The sequence below is a fragment of the Geotalea uraniireducens genome (assembly GCF_027943965.1).
Taxonomy (GTDB): Bacteria; Desulfobacterota; Desulfuromonadia; order Geobacterales; family Geobacteraceae; genus Geobacter; species Geobacter uraniireducens.
Window position 1 is genome coordinate 2,027,718 of the sequence record NZ_AP027151.1, and the last position, 15,269, is coordinate 2,042,986.

Annotated in this window: 19 protein-coding genes; all 19 read left to right on the top strand. The window is 64.9% G+C overall.

Features of this window, described 5'->3' with window-relative positions; all coding sequences use genetic code 11:
• Positions 1 to 46: 46 nt before the first annotated feature.
• The 19 genes from ligD (at position 47) to QMN23_RS09575 (ending at position 15,181) form a co-directional block, all read left to right on the top strand.
• Positions 47 to 1,648 carry a non-homologous end-joining DNA ligase gene (gene ligD, locus QMN23_RS09490; protein WP_282003692.1) on the top strand — a complete coding sequence of 534 codons (1,602 nt, stop codon included), beginning with the start codon at positions 47 to 49 and terminating at the stop codon, positions 1,646 to 1,648.
• Positions 1,645 to 2,361 carry a DUF72 domain-containing protein gene (locus tag QMN23_RS09495; RefSeq protein ID WP_282003693.1) on the top strand — a complete coding sequence of 239 codons (717 nt, stop codon included), beginning with the start codon at positions 1,645 to 1,647 and terminating at the stop codon, positions 2,359 to 2,361. The genes ligD and QMN23_RS09495 overlap by 4 nt, the downstream gene beginning before the upstream one ends.
• Before the next feature lie 187 nt (positions 2,362 to 2,548).
• Positions 2,549 to 2,839 (top strand): metal-sensitive transcriptional regulator, encoded by a 291-nt coding sequence (locus tag QMN23_RS09500; RefSeq protein ID WP_282003695.1) that lies wholly within the window; start codon positions 2,549 to 2,551, stop codon positions 2,837 to 2,839.
• A 12-nt stretch (positions 2,840 to 2,851) separates the two neighbouring features.
• Positions 2,852 to 5,245, top strand: coding sequence for a heavy metal translocating P-type ATPase (locus tag QMN23_RS09505; protein WP_282003697.1), 2,394 nt, complete (start codon positions 2,852 to 2,854; stop codon positions 5,243 to 5,245).
• A 119-nt stretch (positions 5,246 to 5,364) separates the two neighbouring features.
• Positions 5,365 to 5,742 (top strand): NifB/NifX family molybdenum-iron cluster-binding protein, encoded by a 378-nt coding sequence (locus tag QMN23_RS09510; RefSeq protein WP_282003698.1) that lies wholly within the window; start codon positions 5,365 to 5,367, stop codon positions 5,740 to 5,742.
• A gap of 18 nt (positions 5,743 to 5,760) precedes the next feature.
• Positions 5,761 to 6,399: a class I SAM-dependent methyltransferase gene (locus tag QMN23_RS09515; RefSeq protein WP_282003699.1), complete on the top strand. Its 639-nt coding sequence runs from the start codon at positions 5,761 to 5,763 to the stop codon at positions 6,397 to 6,399.
• A 102-nt stretch (positions 6,400 to 6,501) separates the two neighbouring features.
• A complete protein-coding gene (locus QMN23_RS19620) occupies positions 6,502 to 6,726 on the top strand; it encodes a DUF5320 domain-containing protein (protein ID WP_348835259.1) in 225 nt (74 codons plus the stop codon).
• Positions 6,677 to 6,928 (top strand): GSU3529 family protein, encoded by a 252-nt coding sequence (locus QMN23_RS09520; protein WP_282003700.1) that lies wholly within the window; start codon positions 6,677 to 6,679, stop codon positions 6,926 to 6,928. Before QMN23_RS19620 ends, QMN23_RS09520 begins: the two co-directional genes overlap by 50 nt.
• 180 nt (positions 6,929 to 7,108) lie before the next feature.
• Entirely contained in the window at positions 7,109 to 7,366 is a 258-nt protein-coding gene (locus QMN23_RS09525; RefSeq protein WP_282003851.1) for a DUF2845 domain-containing protein, read from the top strand.
• Positions 7,367 to 7,453: 87 nt separating this feature from the next.
• Positions 7,454 to 8,083, top strand: a complete 630-nt coding sequence (locus QMN23_RS09530; RefSeq protein WP_282003701.1) for a TetR/AcrR family transcriptional regulator — start codon at positions 7,454 to 7,456, stop codon at positions 8,081 to 8,083.
• A complete protein-coding gene (locus QMN23_RS09535) occupies positions 8,067 to 9,509 on the top strand; it encodes an ABC1 kinase family protein (protein WP_282003703.1) in 1,443 nt (480 codons plus the stop codon). Before QMN23_RS09530 ends, QMN23_RS09535 begins: the two co-directional genes overlap by 17 nt.
• A 53-nt stretch (positions 9,510 to 9,562) precedes the next feature.
• Positions 9,563 to 10,417, top strand: a complete 855-nt coding sequence (locus QMN23_RS09540) for a 4Fe-4S binding protein (protein WP_282003705.1) — start codon at positions 9,563 to 9,565, stop codon at positions 10,415 to 10,417.
• 45 nt (positions 10,418 to 10,462) lie between these two features.
• A complete protein-coding gene (locus QMN23_RS09545; protein WP_282003707.1) occupies positions 10,463 to 11,557 on the top strand; it encodes a methyltransferase in 1,095 nt (364 codons plus the stop codon).
• A 154-nt stretch (positions 11,558 to 11,711) separates the two neighbouring features.
• On the top strand, positions 11,712 to 12,398 hold the full coding sequence (locus QMN23_RS09550) for an SAM-dependent methyltransferase (RefSeq protein ID WP_282003709.1): 687 nt from the start codon (positions 11,712 to 11,714) through the stop codon (positions 12,396 to 12,398).
• A gap of 189 nt (positions 12,399 to 12,587) precedes the next feature.
• Positions 12,588 to 12,929 (top strand): hypothetical protein, encoded by a 342-nt coding sequence (locus QMN23_RS09555; protein WP_282003710.1) that lies wholly within the window; start codon positions 12,588 to 12,590, stop codon positions 12,927 to 12,929.
• A gap of 121 nt (positions 12,930 to 13,050) precedes the next feature.
• Positions 13,051 to 13,380, top strand: coding sequence for a hypothetical protein (locus QMN23_RS09560; protein WP_282003712.1), 330 nt, complete (start codon positions 13,051 to 13,053; stop codon positions 13,378 to 13,380).
• 66 nt (positions 13,381 to 13,446) lie between these two features.
• Positions 13,447 to 13,878 carry a DUF3795 domain-containing protein gene (locus QMN23_RS09565; protein ID WP_282003714.1) on the top strand — a complete coding sequence of 144 codons (432 nt, stop codon included), beginning with the start codon at positions 13,447 to 13,449 and terminating at the stop codon, positions 13,876 to 13,878.
• A gap of 49 nt (positions 13,879 to 13,927) precedes the next feature.
• Positions 13,928 to 14,350 carry an OsmC family protein gene (locus tag QMN23_RS09570; RefSeq protein ID WP_282003715.1) on the top strand — a complete coding sequence of 141 codons (423 nt, stop codon included), beginning with the start codon at positions 13,928 to 13,930 and terminating at the stop codon, positions 14,348 to 14,350.
• A gap of 48 nt (positions 14,351 to 14,398) precedes the next feature.
• On the top strand, positions 14,399 to 15,181 hold the full coding sequence (locus QMN23_RS09575; protein ID WP_282003717.1) for an RNA polymerase sigma factor: 783 nt from the start codon (positions 14,399 to 14,401) through the stop codon (positions 15,179 to 15,181).
• The last annotated feature ends 88 nt before the right edge of the window (positions 15,182 to 15,269 follow it).

Here is a 15,269-nt window from a genome sequence, read left to right on the forward strand (position 1 = left end):
ACGCGCGAGATGCCCGGGGAGCGTGGGGAAAGGACTCTTGCCTGCGATGGACCTGAAGGAATACGCCGCCAAAAGGAAGTTCGGCGTGACGCCTGAACCGGCACCGGGACCGGCGCCGGCGGCGGACGAGCTCGTCTTCGTCGTCCACAAGCATGCCGCCCGGGCTCTCCATTACGATCTCCGGCTGGAGCTGGACGGGGTGCTGAAGAGCTGGGCGATTCCCAGGGGGCCGTCGCTCGATCCCGCCGTGAAGCGGCTGGCGGTGATGGTGGAAGACCACCCGTTCGCCTACCGTGAGTTCGAAGGGGTGATCCCGGAGGGAAATTACGGTGCCGGCAGTGTGATCATCTGGGACCGGGGGAGTTACCGCCACCCCGCCGCCCGGGACCGGGCAGCGGGTGAACGGCTGCTGCGAGAGGGTCTGGCCAAGGGAGATCTGAAATTCATCCTGGAAGGGGAAAAACTGCGGGGCGAATTCGCCCTGGTAAAGACGGGGCGGGATGACAGGTCGTGGCTGCTGTTGAAGAAACGGGACCGCTACGCGACTGGCGACGACGTGCTTGCCGACAATCGCTCGGTGGTTTCCGCCCGCACCCTGGAGGAGGTGTTTGCCGGCCAGCCGGCGGCGCGTGACGGCGAGCGGAAGATCGAGCGGCTCCGCCTCCGGGAGGCGCTGGAAAGCGAGACGCTGCATGGGGCGCCGCTCGCCGCGCAGCCCCATGCCGTCAAACCGATGCTGGCGACGTCGGTGCGGGAGACGTTCGATGACCCGGCGTGGCTGTTCGAGGTGAAATGGGACGGCTACCGGGCGATCGCCGAGCTGCGGGATGGCGCCGTCAGCCTCTATTCGCGCAACCTGCTGCCGCTGAACGAGCGCTATCCGCTGCTGGTGGAAGAGTTGCGCCACATAGGGGTCGAAGCGGTGCTGGACGGTGAGATCGTGGTCGTCGATGAGCGGGGCGAACCCGATTTTCAGCTGTTGCAGAATTACCGGCAACGCGGTGGCGGCCATCTCCTCTATTACGTGTTCGACCTCCTCCACCTCCAGGGACACGACCTGACCGGATTGCCGCTCGTCGAGCGAAAAGAGTTGCTGAAAAGGATTCTCCCGGCGTTGCCGCACCTCCGCTTCAGCGACCACGTCGTGAGGGAGGGGAAGCTGTTCTTTCAGGTGGTCCGGGAGCGGGGCCTGGAGGGAATTATCGCCAAGCACGCCCGGAGCGCCTACCGGCCGGGGAGCCGGAGCCGGCAGTGGCTGAAAGTGAAAAGCCGGCCGACCCAGGAGGGGGTGATTGCCGGCTTCACCGCCCCCCGCGGCGGGCGAAGGGATTTCGGCACCCTGGTCCTCGGGGTGTACGAGGGGGGCGAACTGGTCTTCATTGGCCACGCGGGCGGGGGCTTCACGGCGCGGGAACTGCGGGATGTCCGGACACGGCTGGCGCCATTGATCCGCCCCGACTGCCCGTTCCGGGTCGTGCCGCCGACCAATGCCCCGGTCACCTGGGTGGAGCCGGCGCTGGTCTGCGAGGTTGCCCTGGCCGGCTGGACCGGCGATGGGGTCATGCGTCAGCCGGTGTTCCTCCGGTTGCGTGAGGATAAATCGGCCGACGAGGTGGTGCGGGAGAGCGGCGAGGGAGGGGCATCATGAAGCTGTATGTCGGGACGAGCGGCTACGCCTACCAGGAGTGGAAGGGGATTTTCTATCCGGAAAAGATTTCGCCCAAGCAGATGCTCCATTATTACGGCGAGCGCCTCAACGCGGTGGAGATCAACTATACGTTTCACCATATGCCGACGGAGCGGGTGCTTGCCCCGTGGGCGGATCAGGTGCCCGACGATTTCGCCTTCGCCCTCAAGGCACCCCAGGTGATCACCCATTTGAAGCAGCTCCATAATGTGGCAGAGGAGGCCGACTACTTTTTCCGGACCCTGAAGGTGCTCGGCAACAAGCTCGGACCGGCCCTGTTCCAGTTCCCGAAGAGCTTCCACGCCAGGACGAAGCGGCCGGCGCTGGAGGAGTTCCTGACGCTGATCCCCGACGGCGTTCACTGTGCCTTCGACTTCCGCAGCCCGAGCTGGCTTGAAGCGGGGGTGGCCGACCTCTTGCGCGACAAGGGGTGCAGCCTCTGCCTCGAAGAGATGGATGAAGCCCCGACGCCGGAGATCGTCGGCACCGCCTCCTGGGGATACCTGCGGCTGCGGCGTTCCCGCTATGGCGATGCCGAGCTGCTCCACTGGCTGGAGCGGATTCGCGGCCAGGACTGGGAGACGGCCTTCGTCTTCTTCAAACACGAGGAGGAAGGCCCCGGGCCGATCGTCGGTCCCGAACCGGCGCTCCGTTTCCGGGCGCTGGCCGGATGACCGCCGTTCTCCTGTCCGCTGCTCTTTGCGCCGTTGGGCGCCAACCGTTGGCGGGGCCATTTCTCCTCCCTGCTGGTGGAGGGCGCCGACCAGCCCCGCCGAAGTGATATCCCCTTGACGCTGATACCCCCTTGGGGTATATTGGGAGGGTAATATACCCTGGGGGGGTATTGTGAAGGGAGTGCCGATGAACAGTGAATCGCAAAAACGATTGACGGCGCGGGTCAAGCGGATTGCCGGGCAGGTGACGGGGATCGAGCGGATGCTGGCGGAGCGGCGCTATTGTGTCGACATCCTGAACCAGATCGCCGCGGTTCGCTCGGCGCTGGACGCCTTGGGGGTCGAGCTGCTGACCCGGCATCTGGAGACCTGCGTGCTCGGCCACGGCAGCGGTTCGGAACACGAAAGCGCCGCACCGATGAGCCAGGAACAGCTGTTGGCCGAGGTCAAGACCGCTCTGGGGCGGTTTTTGAAATAACGGGAGAGCATCATGCAAAAAGCCACTTTTGCCGTCAGCGGCATGTCGTGCGTCAACTGCGCGGCGCGGATCGAAAAGGCGCTTGCCGAGCGGGCCGGGATTGCCCGGGCCGCCGTCAACTTCCCGATGGAAGAGCTGCTGGTCGAGTTCGACGAGGCTGTCGTCAGTCGCGAAGAGATCGAGGCGCAGGTCGTCAAACTCGGCTACGGCATCCGGGTCCGGGCGGGGGCCGGCGAGCTCCGCTTCGGCGTCAAGGGGCTGCACTGCGCTTCCTGTGTCAACAACCTGGAGAAACACCTGCTCGCTGCGCCGGGGGTGACGGCAGCGGTGGTGAACCTGGCCCAGGAATCGGCGCTGGTCCGCTTCGATCCGGCGGTCATCGGCCAGCCGGAGCTGTTCGCCGTGGTAACCGCCGCCGGCTACGAGCCGGTGCCGGCGGGGGCGGGAGAGGAAGACGAGGCGAAAGCCTATCGGAGCCAGCGCACCTGGTTCATCGTCAGCTTCGTCCTGGCGCTGCCGATCATGCTCACCATGGGGATGCATGGCAACCGGGCAGTGGGGTGGCTGAACCTGCTCCTCTCGACGACGGTCCAGTTCACCGCCGGCCTGATCTTCTACCGCGGCGCCTTCTATGCCCTGAAAAGCCGCAGCGCCAACATGGACGTGCTGGTGGCGCTCGGTACCTCCGCCGCCTACTTTTATTCGCTGTTCGCCTTCTTCGGCCTCTTCGGCGAGCACGGCAGTGAGGTGTTTTTCGAGACCTCGGCGATGCTGATCGCCTTCATCCGGCTCGGCAAGTACCTGGAGGCCCGGGCCCGCGGCAAGGCGGGCGAGGCGCTGAAAAAGCTGTTGAAGCTTCAGGCCGACAAGGCACGGCTGATCACTGCCGACGGCGAACAAGAGGTGCCGGCGTCGGCGGTGCGGGTCGGCGACCTGCTGCTGGTCCGGCCCGGCGAAACCGTGCCGACCGACGGCGAGATCGTCGACGGGACGGGGAGCCTTGACGAATCGATGGTCACCGGCGAGTCGGTACCGGTGGAAAAGGGGCCGGGCGACGCCGTCACCGGTGCCACCATCAACCGGACAGGCCTTTTGAAGGTTCGCGCCACCCGGGTCGGGGAGGAGACGCTCCTCGCCCAGATCGTCCGGATGGTCCAGGAGGCCCAGGCCGACAAAGCGCCGATCCAGCGTTTTGCCGACCGGGTTTCCGGGGTCTTCGTCCCGGTGGTGGTTACCCTGGCGCTGGCTACCTTCGCCCTCTGGTATCTCGTGCTCCATGAACCGTTCCTCTTTGCCTTCAAGCTTGCCATCGCCGTGGTGGTGATTGCCTGTCCCTGCGCCATGGGGCTGGCCACCCCGACCGCCATCATGGTCGGGAGCGGCGTCGGTCTGGCCCGCGGCATCCTGATCAAGCGGGGATCGGTGCTGGAGAATATCTCGCGGCTGCAGGCGATCCTCCTCGACAAGACCGGCACCCTGACCGAGGGGCGGCCGACGCTCACCGAGGTGGTTGCCGTGCCGGGCGTGGCGGAAGCCCGGCTGCTGGAGTGTCTTGCCGCAGCCGAAGCCCCGTCGACCCATCCGCTCGCCCAGGCGGTGGTTGAGGGGGCGGCGGCACGGGGGATCGTTGCCCCGGCGGTTGCCGAGTACCGGGAACAGGGGGGCTTCGGCGTCTCCTGTACCCTGGACGGGGTGCCGCTGGCGGCCGGCAGCGCCCGGTTGCTTGAAGAGGCGGGCATCGCCACGGCCCCGCTGGCTGATAGCGCGGCCCGCCTGGCCGGCGAAGGGAAATCGCTGGTCTACGCGGCGGCAGGCGGTGAGCTGCTCGGCCTGGCGGCGCTGGCCGACCGGCTGAAGCCCTCGTCGGCAATGGCCGTGGCCGAACTGCGCCGGCTCGGCATCACCACCTGCATGATCACTGGCGACCAGCGGGTGGTGGCCGAGGCGGTGGCGCAGCAGGCGGGGGTGGACGCCTTCGAGGCCGAGGTGCTCCCCGAGCGGAAGCAGCAGGTGGTGCAGGAGTACCAGGCCAAGGGGCTGTCGGTCGGCATGGTGGGAGACGGGATCAACGATGCCCCGGCCCTTGCCCGGGCCGACATCGGCATCGCTATCGGCAGCGGCACCGACGTGGCCAAGGAGACCGGCGACGTGATTCTGGTCCGCAACGACCTCCTCGACGTGGTCCGGGCGGTGCGGCTCGGCCGGGCAACGTTGGCCAAGATCAAGCAGAATCTTTTCTGGGCGCTCTTCTACAACATCCTCGGCATTCCGCTTGCCGCCGGGGCGCTCTACTATCCGTTCGGGATCACCCTCCGTCCCGAATTCGCCGGGCTGGCCATGGCCTTCTCCTCGGTGTCGGTGGTGACCAACTCGATCCTCTTGCGGCGGGTGGGCAAGCGGCTGTGATTCATAGTTCGGTCCTGGTTTGAACCTCCGGGTGCGGGGCGGGAAAGTTCCTTGTTGACATTCCCGTCCCCCATGCATATATTGTGCATATGCACAAAATAAACTCGGAGGATGCTCGCATGAAAATCTGTTTTCCGGTAGAAGAGAACAACGGTCTGGCCAGCCACGTTTACAACCATTTCGGCTCGGCAACGAAGTTTGTCCTGGTCGACACCGAAAGCGGCGACCTGCTCGCCATCGACAACAGCGACCAGCAGCATGCCCACGGCTCGTGCAACGCGCTCAAGGCGTTGGCCGGCAATCCGGTGGACGCGGTGGTGGTGGCCGGCATCGGTGGCGGCGCCCTCGCCATGCTCAACCGGGCCCGGGTCAGGGTGTTCACCGCCCAGGCGCCGACGGTGGGGGAAAACGTGGCGCTCTTCAAAAGCGGGGCGTTCCGGGAGATCGTGCCCCAGGGGTGCGGCGGGCATGGCCAGGGACACGGCTGCGCTCACTGAGCCGGTGGAAAGGGAGTTATGAGCGAACTGCGAACCGGGCGGCGGAAATATTACGACCTTTTCTCCCGTTACTACGACGCCTTTATCCGCCTCCATTCCGGGCGGGACGAGGACGATACCCGGGATTTCCTCGTTGGCGCGGCCCGGCTGGATGACCGGCGCGCCCCGCGGGTTCTCGACGTCTGCTGCGGGACGGGCTCGGTCGTGCTGGCCTTTGCCGACCGCTACCCCGATGCCCTGGCAGTCGGTTACGATTTTTCCCGCGGCATGCTGAACAAGGCCCGGGAGAAAGATGGCGCCGACCGGGTGGTGTTCGTCGAGGGGGATGCGGCGGCGCTCCCCTTTGCCGATGACAGTTTCGACGTGGTGACCTGCTCCCATGCGCTGTACGAACTGAAGGGGGAGGCGCGGCGCAAGGCCCTCGCGGAGATGCGGCGGGTGGTTTCCCCCGCCGGTCGGGTGCTGATCATGGAACACGAAATCCCGCGTCATCCTGTCATCAGGCTGCTGTTCAACATTCGGATGCTCTCGATGGGGTCGGCAGATGCGCACGAATTCGTCAAGGCGGGGTTGACGCCGTACCGGACGATCTTTTCGCAGGTCGAACTGAGCCATTCCCGGACCGGCAAAAGCAAGCTGATGAGCTGTCAGAAATAACCGCATCGTCTGCTGTCTGTCAGGTTGCCGGCTCCATGCCGTAGGCCGACCGGGGCCGGTGCACGGGCCGTCCCGTCGGGGACGGCGGAAAGGAGCAAGCACATGCCAGGTGGTGACAGAACGGGACCGCAAGGATTGGGCCCGCGCTCGGGCGGAGCGCGCGGCCGGTGTACGGGGGGCGATGCTCCGGGGGATGGAGGAAGGCGCGGCGGTCAAGCCGGCACGGCTTCTTCCTGCCGCATGCAGAACTCGCCGGTCAACGGCAGGAAGGAGCATCATGGATCCATTCGAAAAACTGAGAAATGTCGTGATGAGACAGAGTCTTGAGGGGGATTTTCCCGACTGGCTGCTCGAGGATGTGTTGAGCATTGCCGATGCGCCGGAGAGTTATGGCGCAGTCGTGCCCCTTGTCGAGCAACTCATCGACCAGATCGGGGAATTCGACCCCTTTGCCGGTGTCGGCTGTTTCCCGGCCGCCGTCGGCATCGAGCAGATCCAAGCGACGGTGCAGCGGATCAAGCGGCACTGAAATCCCGTGCCGGTCGCGTGCCCGGCGCTCTTTGGCCGTTGCCGCGTGTTGTCGGCGACGACAAGGTAACTCGCTTCGCACACTGTTTCACCGTGGCCCGCCACCGTAACTACAACGGTGCGGGCCTTTTTGTTTTTTTAGGCAATTTTTTTTGGTGCTGCGGTAACCTACAGCGGCAGCCTGAGCTGCGAGCGGGGGATCGTCTCGCTCGGCGATAGCGGCGGGGAAGTAGTTGCCAAGTGCGGCCCGCCGTCCTTTACGACCCGGCGCGAGGAAAAGCGGGTCAGCGACGCCGCGAAAGTGGCGCGTGACCGGACCGTTACCGAGGTTACCGTCGACGACTGGACCTTTAATTTCGGCCCGGACCGGTTCCAGTACCGGCTGCTGCTGGAAGATGGCCGGGTGACGCGGATCGAGAGCCTCGATTACGGGTATTGATTTGTTATATGAGCGTGCTCATTTACTGGTTGCATTTACCGGTGGCGGATGTTAAAGTGAGCGCGCTCATTTAGACGGAGAGACCCCATGCGCATCAGCGAACAGACCAAGCAGGAAACCCGGAGCCGCATCCTGGAAAAGGCGACGGAGCTTTTCATTACCCGCGGCTTCGACGAGTGCACCACCCGAGATGTCGCCGTGGCCGCAGGGCTCGCTGCCGGTACCCTTTTTAACTATTTCCCCAGCAAGGAAACCCTGGCGATGACCCTGGTTGCCGAAGCCCTCAGCGGGGGGACAGAAGATTTCCAGCGGCGTCGTACCGGCACGGAGGAGCTGGCCGAGGAGCTCTTTCTCTTCATCTCTTCCGGGCTCAGGCGGCTGCGACCGTTGCGCTCTTTTCTCGGTCCGGTGCTGGAGCGTTCCATGAGTCCGTTCCCCCGCAAGACCGTCTGCCCGGAAGGGGAGGCGGCTCATCAGGAACATCTGGCCGCCGTGCAGCAGATCATCGCCCGGCACGGTTTCACCGAGGCACCCGATTACGTGGCGATGACCATTTACTGGTCGCTCTATCTCGGCATTCTCGCCTTCTGGGCTCATGATGAGTCGCCCCATCAGCAGGCGACCCTGGCGCTCGTTGACTATGCAATCCGCACGTTCGTCCAGGTGATTTCCGGCACGGCAGCGGAAACGGGAGGGAACCATGCAGAGAGATCGTGAAGAGAGCGCTGACGTGTGGTGCCCTGACTTCCTTGCCGGCAGCCTTGCAGGCGGAGCGGATGGCGGGCGGGGCAGAGACCGCCTGGCGGAACGTCTTGCCGGAATCTCCGCCAGAAAGGTGCCGGCAAGTTCCTTTTCCCGCTTGTGGCTGCTCGGCTCACTGCACGCCAAGGTTGCCGCCGGCTACTTCGTCTGCTGGCTCCGCAGCCGTTTTGCCGACGCCGGTGAAAAAGAGCGGCTGAAAAACGAGGCCAACCTCTCTGCTGCGCTGCAGTTGCTCGGTACAATGGGGTACCTGCGCGGTGCGGTAATGAAGATCGGCCAGATGCTGGCAACACTCCCCGAAGTCGTCCCGGATGAATTCGCCCGGGTGCTGGCCTCGCTGCAGTTCGAGGCGCCGCCGATGCATTATGCGTTGATCCGGGAGGTTTTTCTCGATGAGTTCGGCCGGGAGCCCGAGGAACTGTTCGCTTCATTCGAGCGGCGGGCCTTTGCCGCCGCCTCGCTGGGGCAGGTGCACCGCGCCAGGCTTCATTCCGGTGAAGAGGTGGCGGTGAAGATTCAGTATCCGGATATTGCCCGGACTATCCGCGCCGATCTGCGTACACTGCGCCTGCTCCTCCAGCCGATGTGCATGACCGGGGACTGGCCGAACCAACTGGCAAAGTTGGCGGATATCGAGCGGATGCTGCTCATGGAGACCGACTATGAACAGGAAGCCCGCTTTGGTCGGGAAATCCGCCGGCATTTCACGGCCAACGACCGGGTGGTTATCCCGCGCATCTATGATGAATATTCCACCCGGCGGGTCCTGACCGCCGACTACCTGCCTGGCCTGCACCTGGAGCAGTTTCTTGCTACCGGGCCGAGCCGGGAGTTACGCGACCATTTCACCCGGCTGATCACCGTCGCGACCATGCGGCTGATGTATCGGGCACACTGGATTCTGGCCGACCCGAACCCAGGTAATTATATATTTATGGCGGATGGCCGTCTCGGACTCATTGATTTCGGCTGTACGCGGGTCATTACCGATGATGAGTGGCGTCTTCAACGCGCCTTTGAAGATGCTGTCATCAATCGGGACGAGGCGGAAATGGATCGGGTAATTGCCAAAGCCTGCCTGTATGACGATCCGGCGGAGATGGAGCCGGAGCGGCTGGCGGCGGTCGGGCAGGGTGCCCGCTGGCAGATGGAGCCGTGGCTGACCGAAGGTCTGTTCGATTTCGGTGACAGGGAGTTTTATCGCCGGGGCATCGCTTTGTTCCTCGACGTCATGCGCAAAGGCTATACCCGGGGGAAGCCGCTGTATCTCTGGACCAACCGCTTTGTCCTGGGGGCGCGGGCCATGGTCTTTCGCCTTGAGGGGCGTTGCGAGTTCCGGAAGATCTACGATGAAGAGTTGGCCGGGGCGAGGGAAGGCTGAGCCTGTTTCTCCGGCAACGAGTTCGTCGGAGGCAATGTATCGGGAGGTGACGGGTGTGTGAATTCTGTCTGAAGCATGGCGAAGGGGAAAAGTGGTACCTGCAGGCCAGGAATTACTCGGAGGACCTGCTGAGCGACCTGCGGCGCTACAAATTCCTGGAAAAGTTCGCCGACCCGGCGGCGCTGGAGCGGGAGATCGCCAAGGCGAACACCGGTTTCGACCGGCTCGGCAAGCTCCCCTGGTTTCTGCGGACCCTGTTTACCCGGCTGATCGTCGGCAAGATGAAGAAGATCCACTTCGGCCAGGTGGTGCCGATCGAGGATGTCGAGCAGATCTTCGCCCTGACCAACTCCGTCGTCCGGGTGGCCTGCGTCTGCCGCCAGTCGGCACTGGGAGCGGAAAAACGCTACTGCTACGGGATCAGCATCGGTCCCAACGGCGGCAAGCTGCTGGAAATTTTCCAGGCGCTCGAAGAGAAATTCACCGGCGGCGTCGACGACAACCGGTTCGAGATGCTCAGCCGGGAGGAAGCGTTGGCGGCCTTCCGCCGCCACGAGCAGGAAGGGCTCTGCCACACCATCTGGACCTTCCAGACCCCCTTCATCGGCGGCATCTGCAACTGCGACCGGGTCGACTGTCTGGCCATGCGCGGTATCTTTACCCACGACGTCCCGACGATGCTCCGCGCCGAGTACATCGCCGAGGTCGCTGCCGACGCCTGCACCGGCTGCCGGGAGTGCATGCGGCTCTGCCAGTTCGGTGCCCTGGGTTACAGCGCCGCCACCGGGAAGATGGTGGTGGACCAGACGCGCTGCTACGGCTGCGGCGTCTGCCGGGCCGGCTGCCCGACCAACGCCATCCGGCTCGAAGACCGTGCCGCCTCGCCGGTCGCGGCGAATCTCTGGTAGAAGCATCGTCGCGGCGCCGGCAGCCGCCGCGGAAAGGAATCGTTCATGCGCAGTGCCGTCGTTCCCCCTTGGTTTGTCGTCAAGTCCCTCTTTGCCCTGCTGCGCGGTCTTGATCGGCTGCGGAACACGTTGACCCCGCCGCCGTTGCGGTTGATGGAGCTGGTCGGCGGCTACGGTGCGACCCAGATCGTTCGCAGCGCGGCGGAACTCGGCCTTGCCGACCTCTTGGCGGCCGGGCCGAAGACCATCGCCGAACTGGCCGCCGGCTGCGGTGCCGACGAGGATGCCCTGGCGCGGTTGATCCGGCCGCTCTGCAGCCTCGGTATCTGTCGGAAAAGCGCCAGTCGCGGCGCCTTTGCCCTCGGCCCGCTCGGGGAGTATCTGCGCAGCGACCATCCGGAAACCTTCCGGGCTACCGCCATCGCCGCGGGCCGGGAGCAGTACGACGGCATGGCCGGCCTGACGGCGAGCATCCGGCGCGGCGGCGCGACCTTCCCCGAGCGCCAGGGGAGCGATTTTTTCAGCTGCCTGGCGCAACGCGAGGAGTCGGGGCGACACTTTGCCGACAGCATGGCGGAGATCTCGCGGGCCTGTCTCCCCGCTGTCCTGGCCGAGTACGACTTCTCTACCATCCGTCATCTCGTCGACGTGGCGGGCGGAACCGGGGCGCTGCTCAACGGCATCTTGGCCCGCTACCCCCAGATGGCGGGGACCCTCTTCGAGCAGCCGTCGATTGTCGCACGGGTGGAGTCCTCGCCCGGCCAGTCCGCTCGCTGCCGCTGCGTGGCCGGCGACATGTTCGATGCGGTGCCGGCCGGTGGCGACGCCTACCTGTTGCAGCGGGTCCTGCACGACTGGGACGACGAGGGGGCGCTGCGGATTCTCGCCAACTGCCGCCGGGTGATGCCCTCCAATGGCCGGCTGCTGCTGCTCGAACTCGGCATGGGGGGCGATGACGAGCAGTTCGTCCGCTTCCATGCCGACCTGCTGATGCTGTCGCTGTTCGGCGGCCGGGAGCGGACCGACGACGAGTTCCGCGACTTGCTCGACCGGGCCGGCTTTACTCTCCACTGCGTCATCGAGACCCGTTCGCCGCTGCGGATCTACGAAGCGTTCCCTTCCCGCTGGGGAACGGAATGAATGTCCGGGGATTCCCCTCCTTCAAGGGAGGGGAATGGAAATGAGCCGGAAGATTGGTGCAATCAGGTTAAAGGTTGACGTTACTCCCCTGCGGGAGTAAGAGCATTAATGCGGGAAGTTGAATGTGGCTGCCGGCGGCCGGAGGTGATCAGCGGTGAACCTGGAAAATATCGTCCCCTGGGGGAGATCGTTTGCCGAGTACGTGCGGATGTTCGCTCTGACGGCGGATGATTTGGCGCTGTATATCCTCGGTTGCGGCGACGGACCCGCCTCGTTCAACGGGACCCTGACCCGTCAGGGGGGGCGGGTGGTCTCCTGCGATCCGCTCTACCGCTATTCCGCCGGCGAGATCGAGGCGCGGATCGCGGCCACCCGCGGGACGATCCTGGCGCAGCTGCACCAGTTGCGGGACCGCTACGTCTGGGATTTTTTCGGCTCTCCCGCAGAGGTGGGCCGGGTCCGGCAGGCGGCGATGGCGAAGTTCCTGGCGGATTACGTTGGGGGCCGCGAGGCGGGGCGCTACCTGGCGGGGGAGTTGCCGGAGCTGCCGTTCGCTCCCCGGCAGTTCGACCTGGCCCTCTGCTCCCACCTGCTGTTTCTCTACTCCGCGCAGCTGTCGCTGGATTTTCACCGGGCCGCACTCCGCGAACTCTGCCGCGTCGCCCGGGAGGTCCGGATCTTTCCGCTCGTCGACCTGGCGGGGAAGCCGTCACCCTATGTCGAACCCCTTGCCGCCGAGCTGGCGGACCTCGGTTACGCGGTGGAGTTCCGTCGGGTGTCGTATGAATTCCAGCGTGGCGCCGATACGATGCTGCGCCTCGTTGCCCGTGGCCCGGCATGACCTTGATCGCGGCGGCACGGCTTGCCGAAACGGAAAAGGTAACGCGGCATGTTCGACGGAGGCTCTTTTGGGACGCATTTTTAAAATACAGCCGCCAAGCAGTCCCTGACGTATTTTGCCGTTGAAGTCTGCCGGCATTTCCGGCTTGCCACGTGGCACGAACCGAACGATAGGAGGTGCGGATATCCGATGCGCGAGGTGATTATTTTACTGGGCCTGATAGTTGTTGGGGTAGTGCTGTACGGGGCGTTTCCGCCGATGTGCGCCGCGGCGGCTGGTTCGGCCGGACCTGCTCCGGAAGTGATCTCCCGGGTGCCGCAGGAGCTGCTTCCGGCGAGCATCGCGCCGCCTCTGCTGTCGCGGGCCGCGGCAGCGGAACAGCCCGAACCGGGCTTGATGGCCAACGGCTGGGGCCGGCTGCTGCTGGAGAGCACGGTCGCGGGGATCAGTAATCTCGTGCCGACCCACCGGGTACGTCCCTGCCGGGAATCTTTCCCCGGCGGCACGTTCGGTTCGTGCCGGGACGAATAGAAGGGGCGGTCAGTCAGCCGCCGGAAATATCGCCGGTGCCGGGGGGGCGAAGCGGTGAACCTGCGCCGGCTGAATTGCTGTCCCGGGTCAACGAGATGTCGCTGGGAAAGGAAGGAGCCCGATGGTGGAGTTGCTGCAACAGGATGAGGCGGCCGGACAAAGCCTGGTGGAATCGTTATGGATTCGCGAGCCGCGGGAGGCGTTCAGCCGCCTTTCCGAAACCTTTGCCATGACTCGCTGGCAGGTCCGGTCGACGGCGGGAGGCTGCATTGCCGAGACCAGTTTCTGTACCCTTGCCGCACAGGCAAAGGCGCTGGGGGCGGCGAGTCCCTGCCGGCACTACTGCCTGGATCCCCTGGCCGCCATGGTGCGGAGCCTTGCCCCGCAGAGCCGCTTCACGGTGTGCGAGACCCTCTGGGCGGGGGAACGCTGTCTGGTGGAGGTCGGATGACGGCACGGAGGTTGGGCGGTTCGTGTGGTTGGATTCTATCCCTGTGAAGCAAAGAGGAGGGGAACCATGGAGGACAAAAAGTCGTTGGTCGCGCCGTGCGGCCTGGACTGTTTCAACTGTGACATCCACGAGAGCAATTTGACCGCCGAACTGGCCGAGGTGATCCATAACGCCCGCGGGGTGCCGAAAGAGCAGATTGCCTGCCGGGGGTGCCGCCAGCAGGGCGGCCGGCATTACCATCTGCCCGACGGTTGCGCGACGCTGGAGTGCGCCAAGGCCAAGGGGGTGGAGCTTTGCGGCGACTGCGCCGACTTTCCCTGCCCCTATCTGGCGCCGCTCGCCGACCAGGCCGGCCGGCTGGTCCACAACATCAAGGTCTACAATCTCTGCCGGATCGGGAAAATCGGCCTCGAACGCTGGATTGCGGAGGAAGCGGGGGCGATGCGGCACAACTACTTTACCCGCCCCTTCGTCATGGGGAAGGGACAGGCGGAGTGAGTGCCGGCTACGACCGGCGATTATCGGGTAAACATCGAAAGGATAGCGCATGGCGACGCAACTGGCCGCAACCGTCTCGCTGCAGGGCGATTCACTGCTGATCGGCAAAGGGCATACTGGGCACGAAGTCCGGATCGACTATCTCCCCCCGTTGGGAGGCGATGACGGCTTCATGCCGCTGGAGCTGCTGCTGACCAGCCTGGCCGCCTGCAGCTGTCATACCGTCCTTTTTTTGCTGCGCAAAATGGGCAAGACGGTCGAGACGTTCGAGGTCCGGGCCGTCGGCAACCGCCGCGAGGAACATCCGACCGGCTTTACGGCGATCGAGTTGCGCTACGAGCTGGCTGGCGCGGCGCTGGACGCTGCGTCGGTGGCCCGGGCGATCCGGCTGGCGGAAGAGACCTACTGTCCGGTCTGGGCGATGCTGCAGGGCAGCGTTACCCTGTCGTCGTCCTACCGCGTGCTCGCGTGAGCGGCGCTCGTGCCGGCGGCTGTAATCCCCGCGTCATCGGGAGGGAAAATGACCGATAACCATACTGAGCTGTTCGACCGGCTCTATCGCGATCACCAGGCGCAGGTCTATCACCTGGCGCTGGGGCTGGCCGGCAATCCGCACGAGGCGGAAGAGATCGTCCAGGAGGCGTTTTACCGGGCGTTCCGCGCCTACGACACCTTTCGGGAGGAGTCGTCCTTCGCCACCTGGCTCTACCGGATCACCGTCAACGTGTCTAATGACTCTCTGCGGCAGCGGAGCAAATTCCCGGTCCAGACCCTGACCGAGGACCTGGGCTATGCGCTTGACGACATCATCGATCCGAATCCCGCCGCCAATCCCGAAAACGAGCTGCTGGCCGCCCAGGCGCGGCTCCGCTGCCTGCACAGCATGACCGAGTGCCTGCCGCTCGAGCAGCGCAAGGTGTTCTGCCTGGCAATCACCCTCGGCCTGCCGCACAAGCTGGTAGCGGAGATCCTGGGCTGTTCGGTCGGCGCGGTGAAAACCACCCTCCATCGCGCCAAACAACGCTGGTTCGGCTATATGGAGGATCACTGCCAGTTGATCCGGCAGTCCAATCCTTGTAACTGCGCCCAGTGGGTCCGCTTCGGTCTCGCCAAGGGGTGGATCAGCCGGGATGGGGCGCGCCGCCCGGAGCCGGCGGCGACTGCGGCGGTCAAAGAAGAACTCGGCCGGCTGAAGACGTTGCGGACCGTCTATCAGGATCTGTACCGGGAAGAGGCCGATGCGGCGTATGTGCAACGGCTGCGCGAGGGAATCCGCAACCGGGAGTGGCAGATTTTTTCCTGAGCCGACGAGCCGTGCCGGCCGGATTTTCATTCCGCCGGTAACCTTCCGCCTCCGGAGCCGTCTAAGCGACAGATCGCTCTTCAGGAGG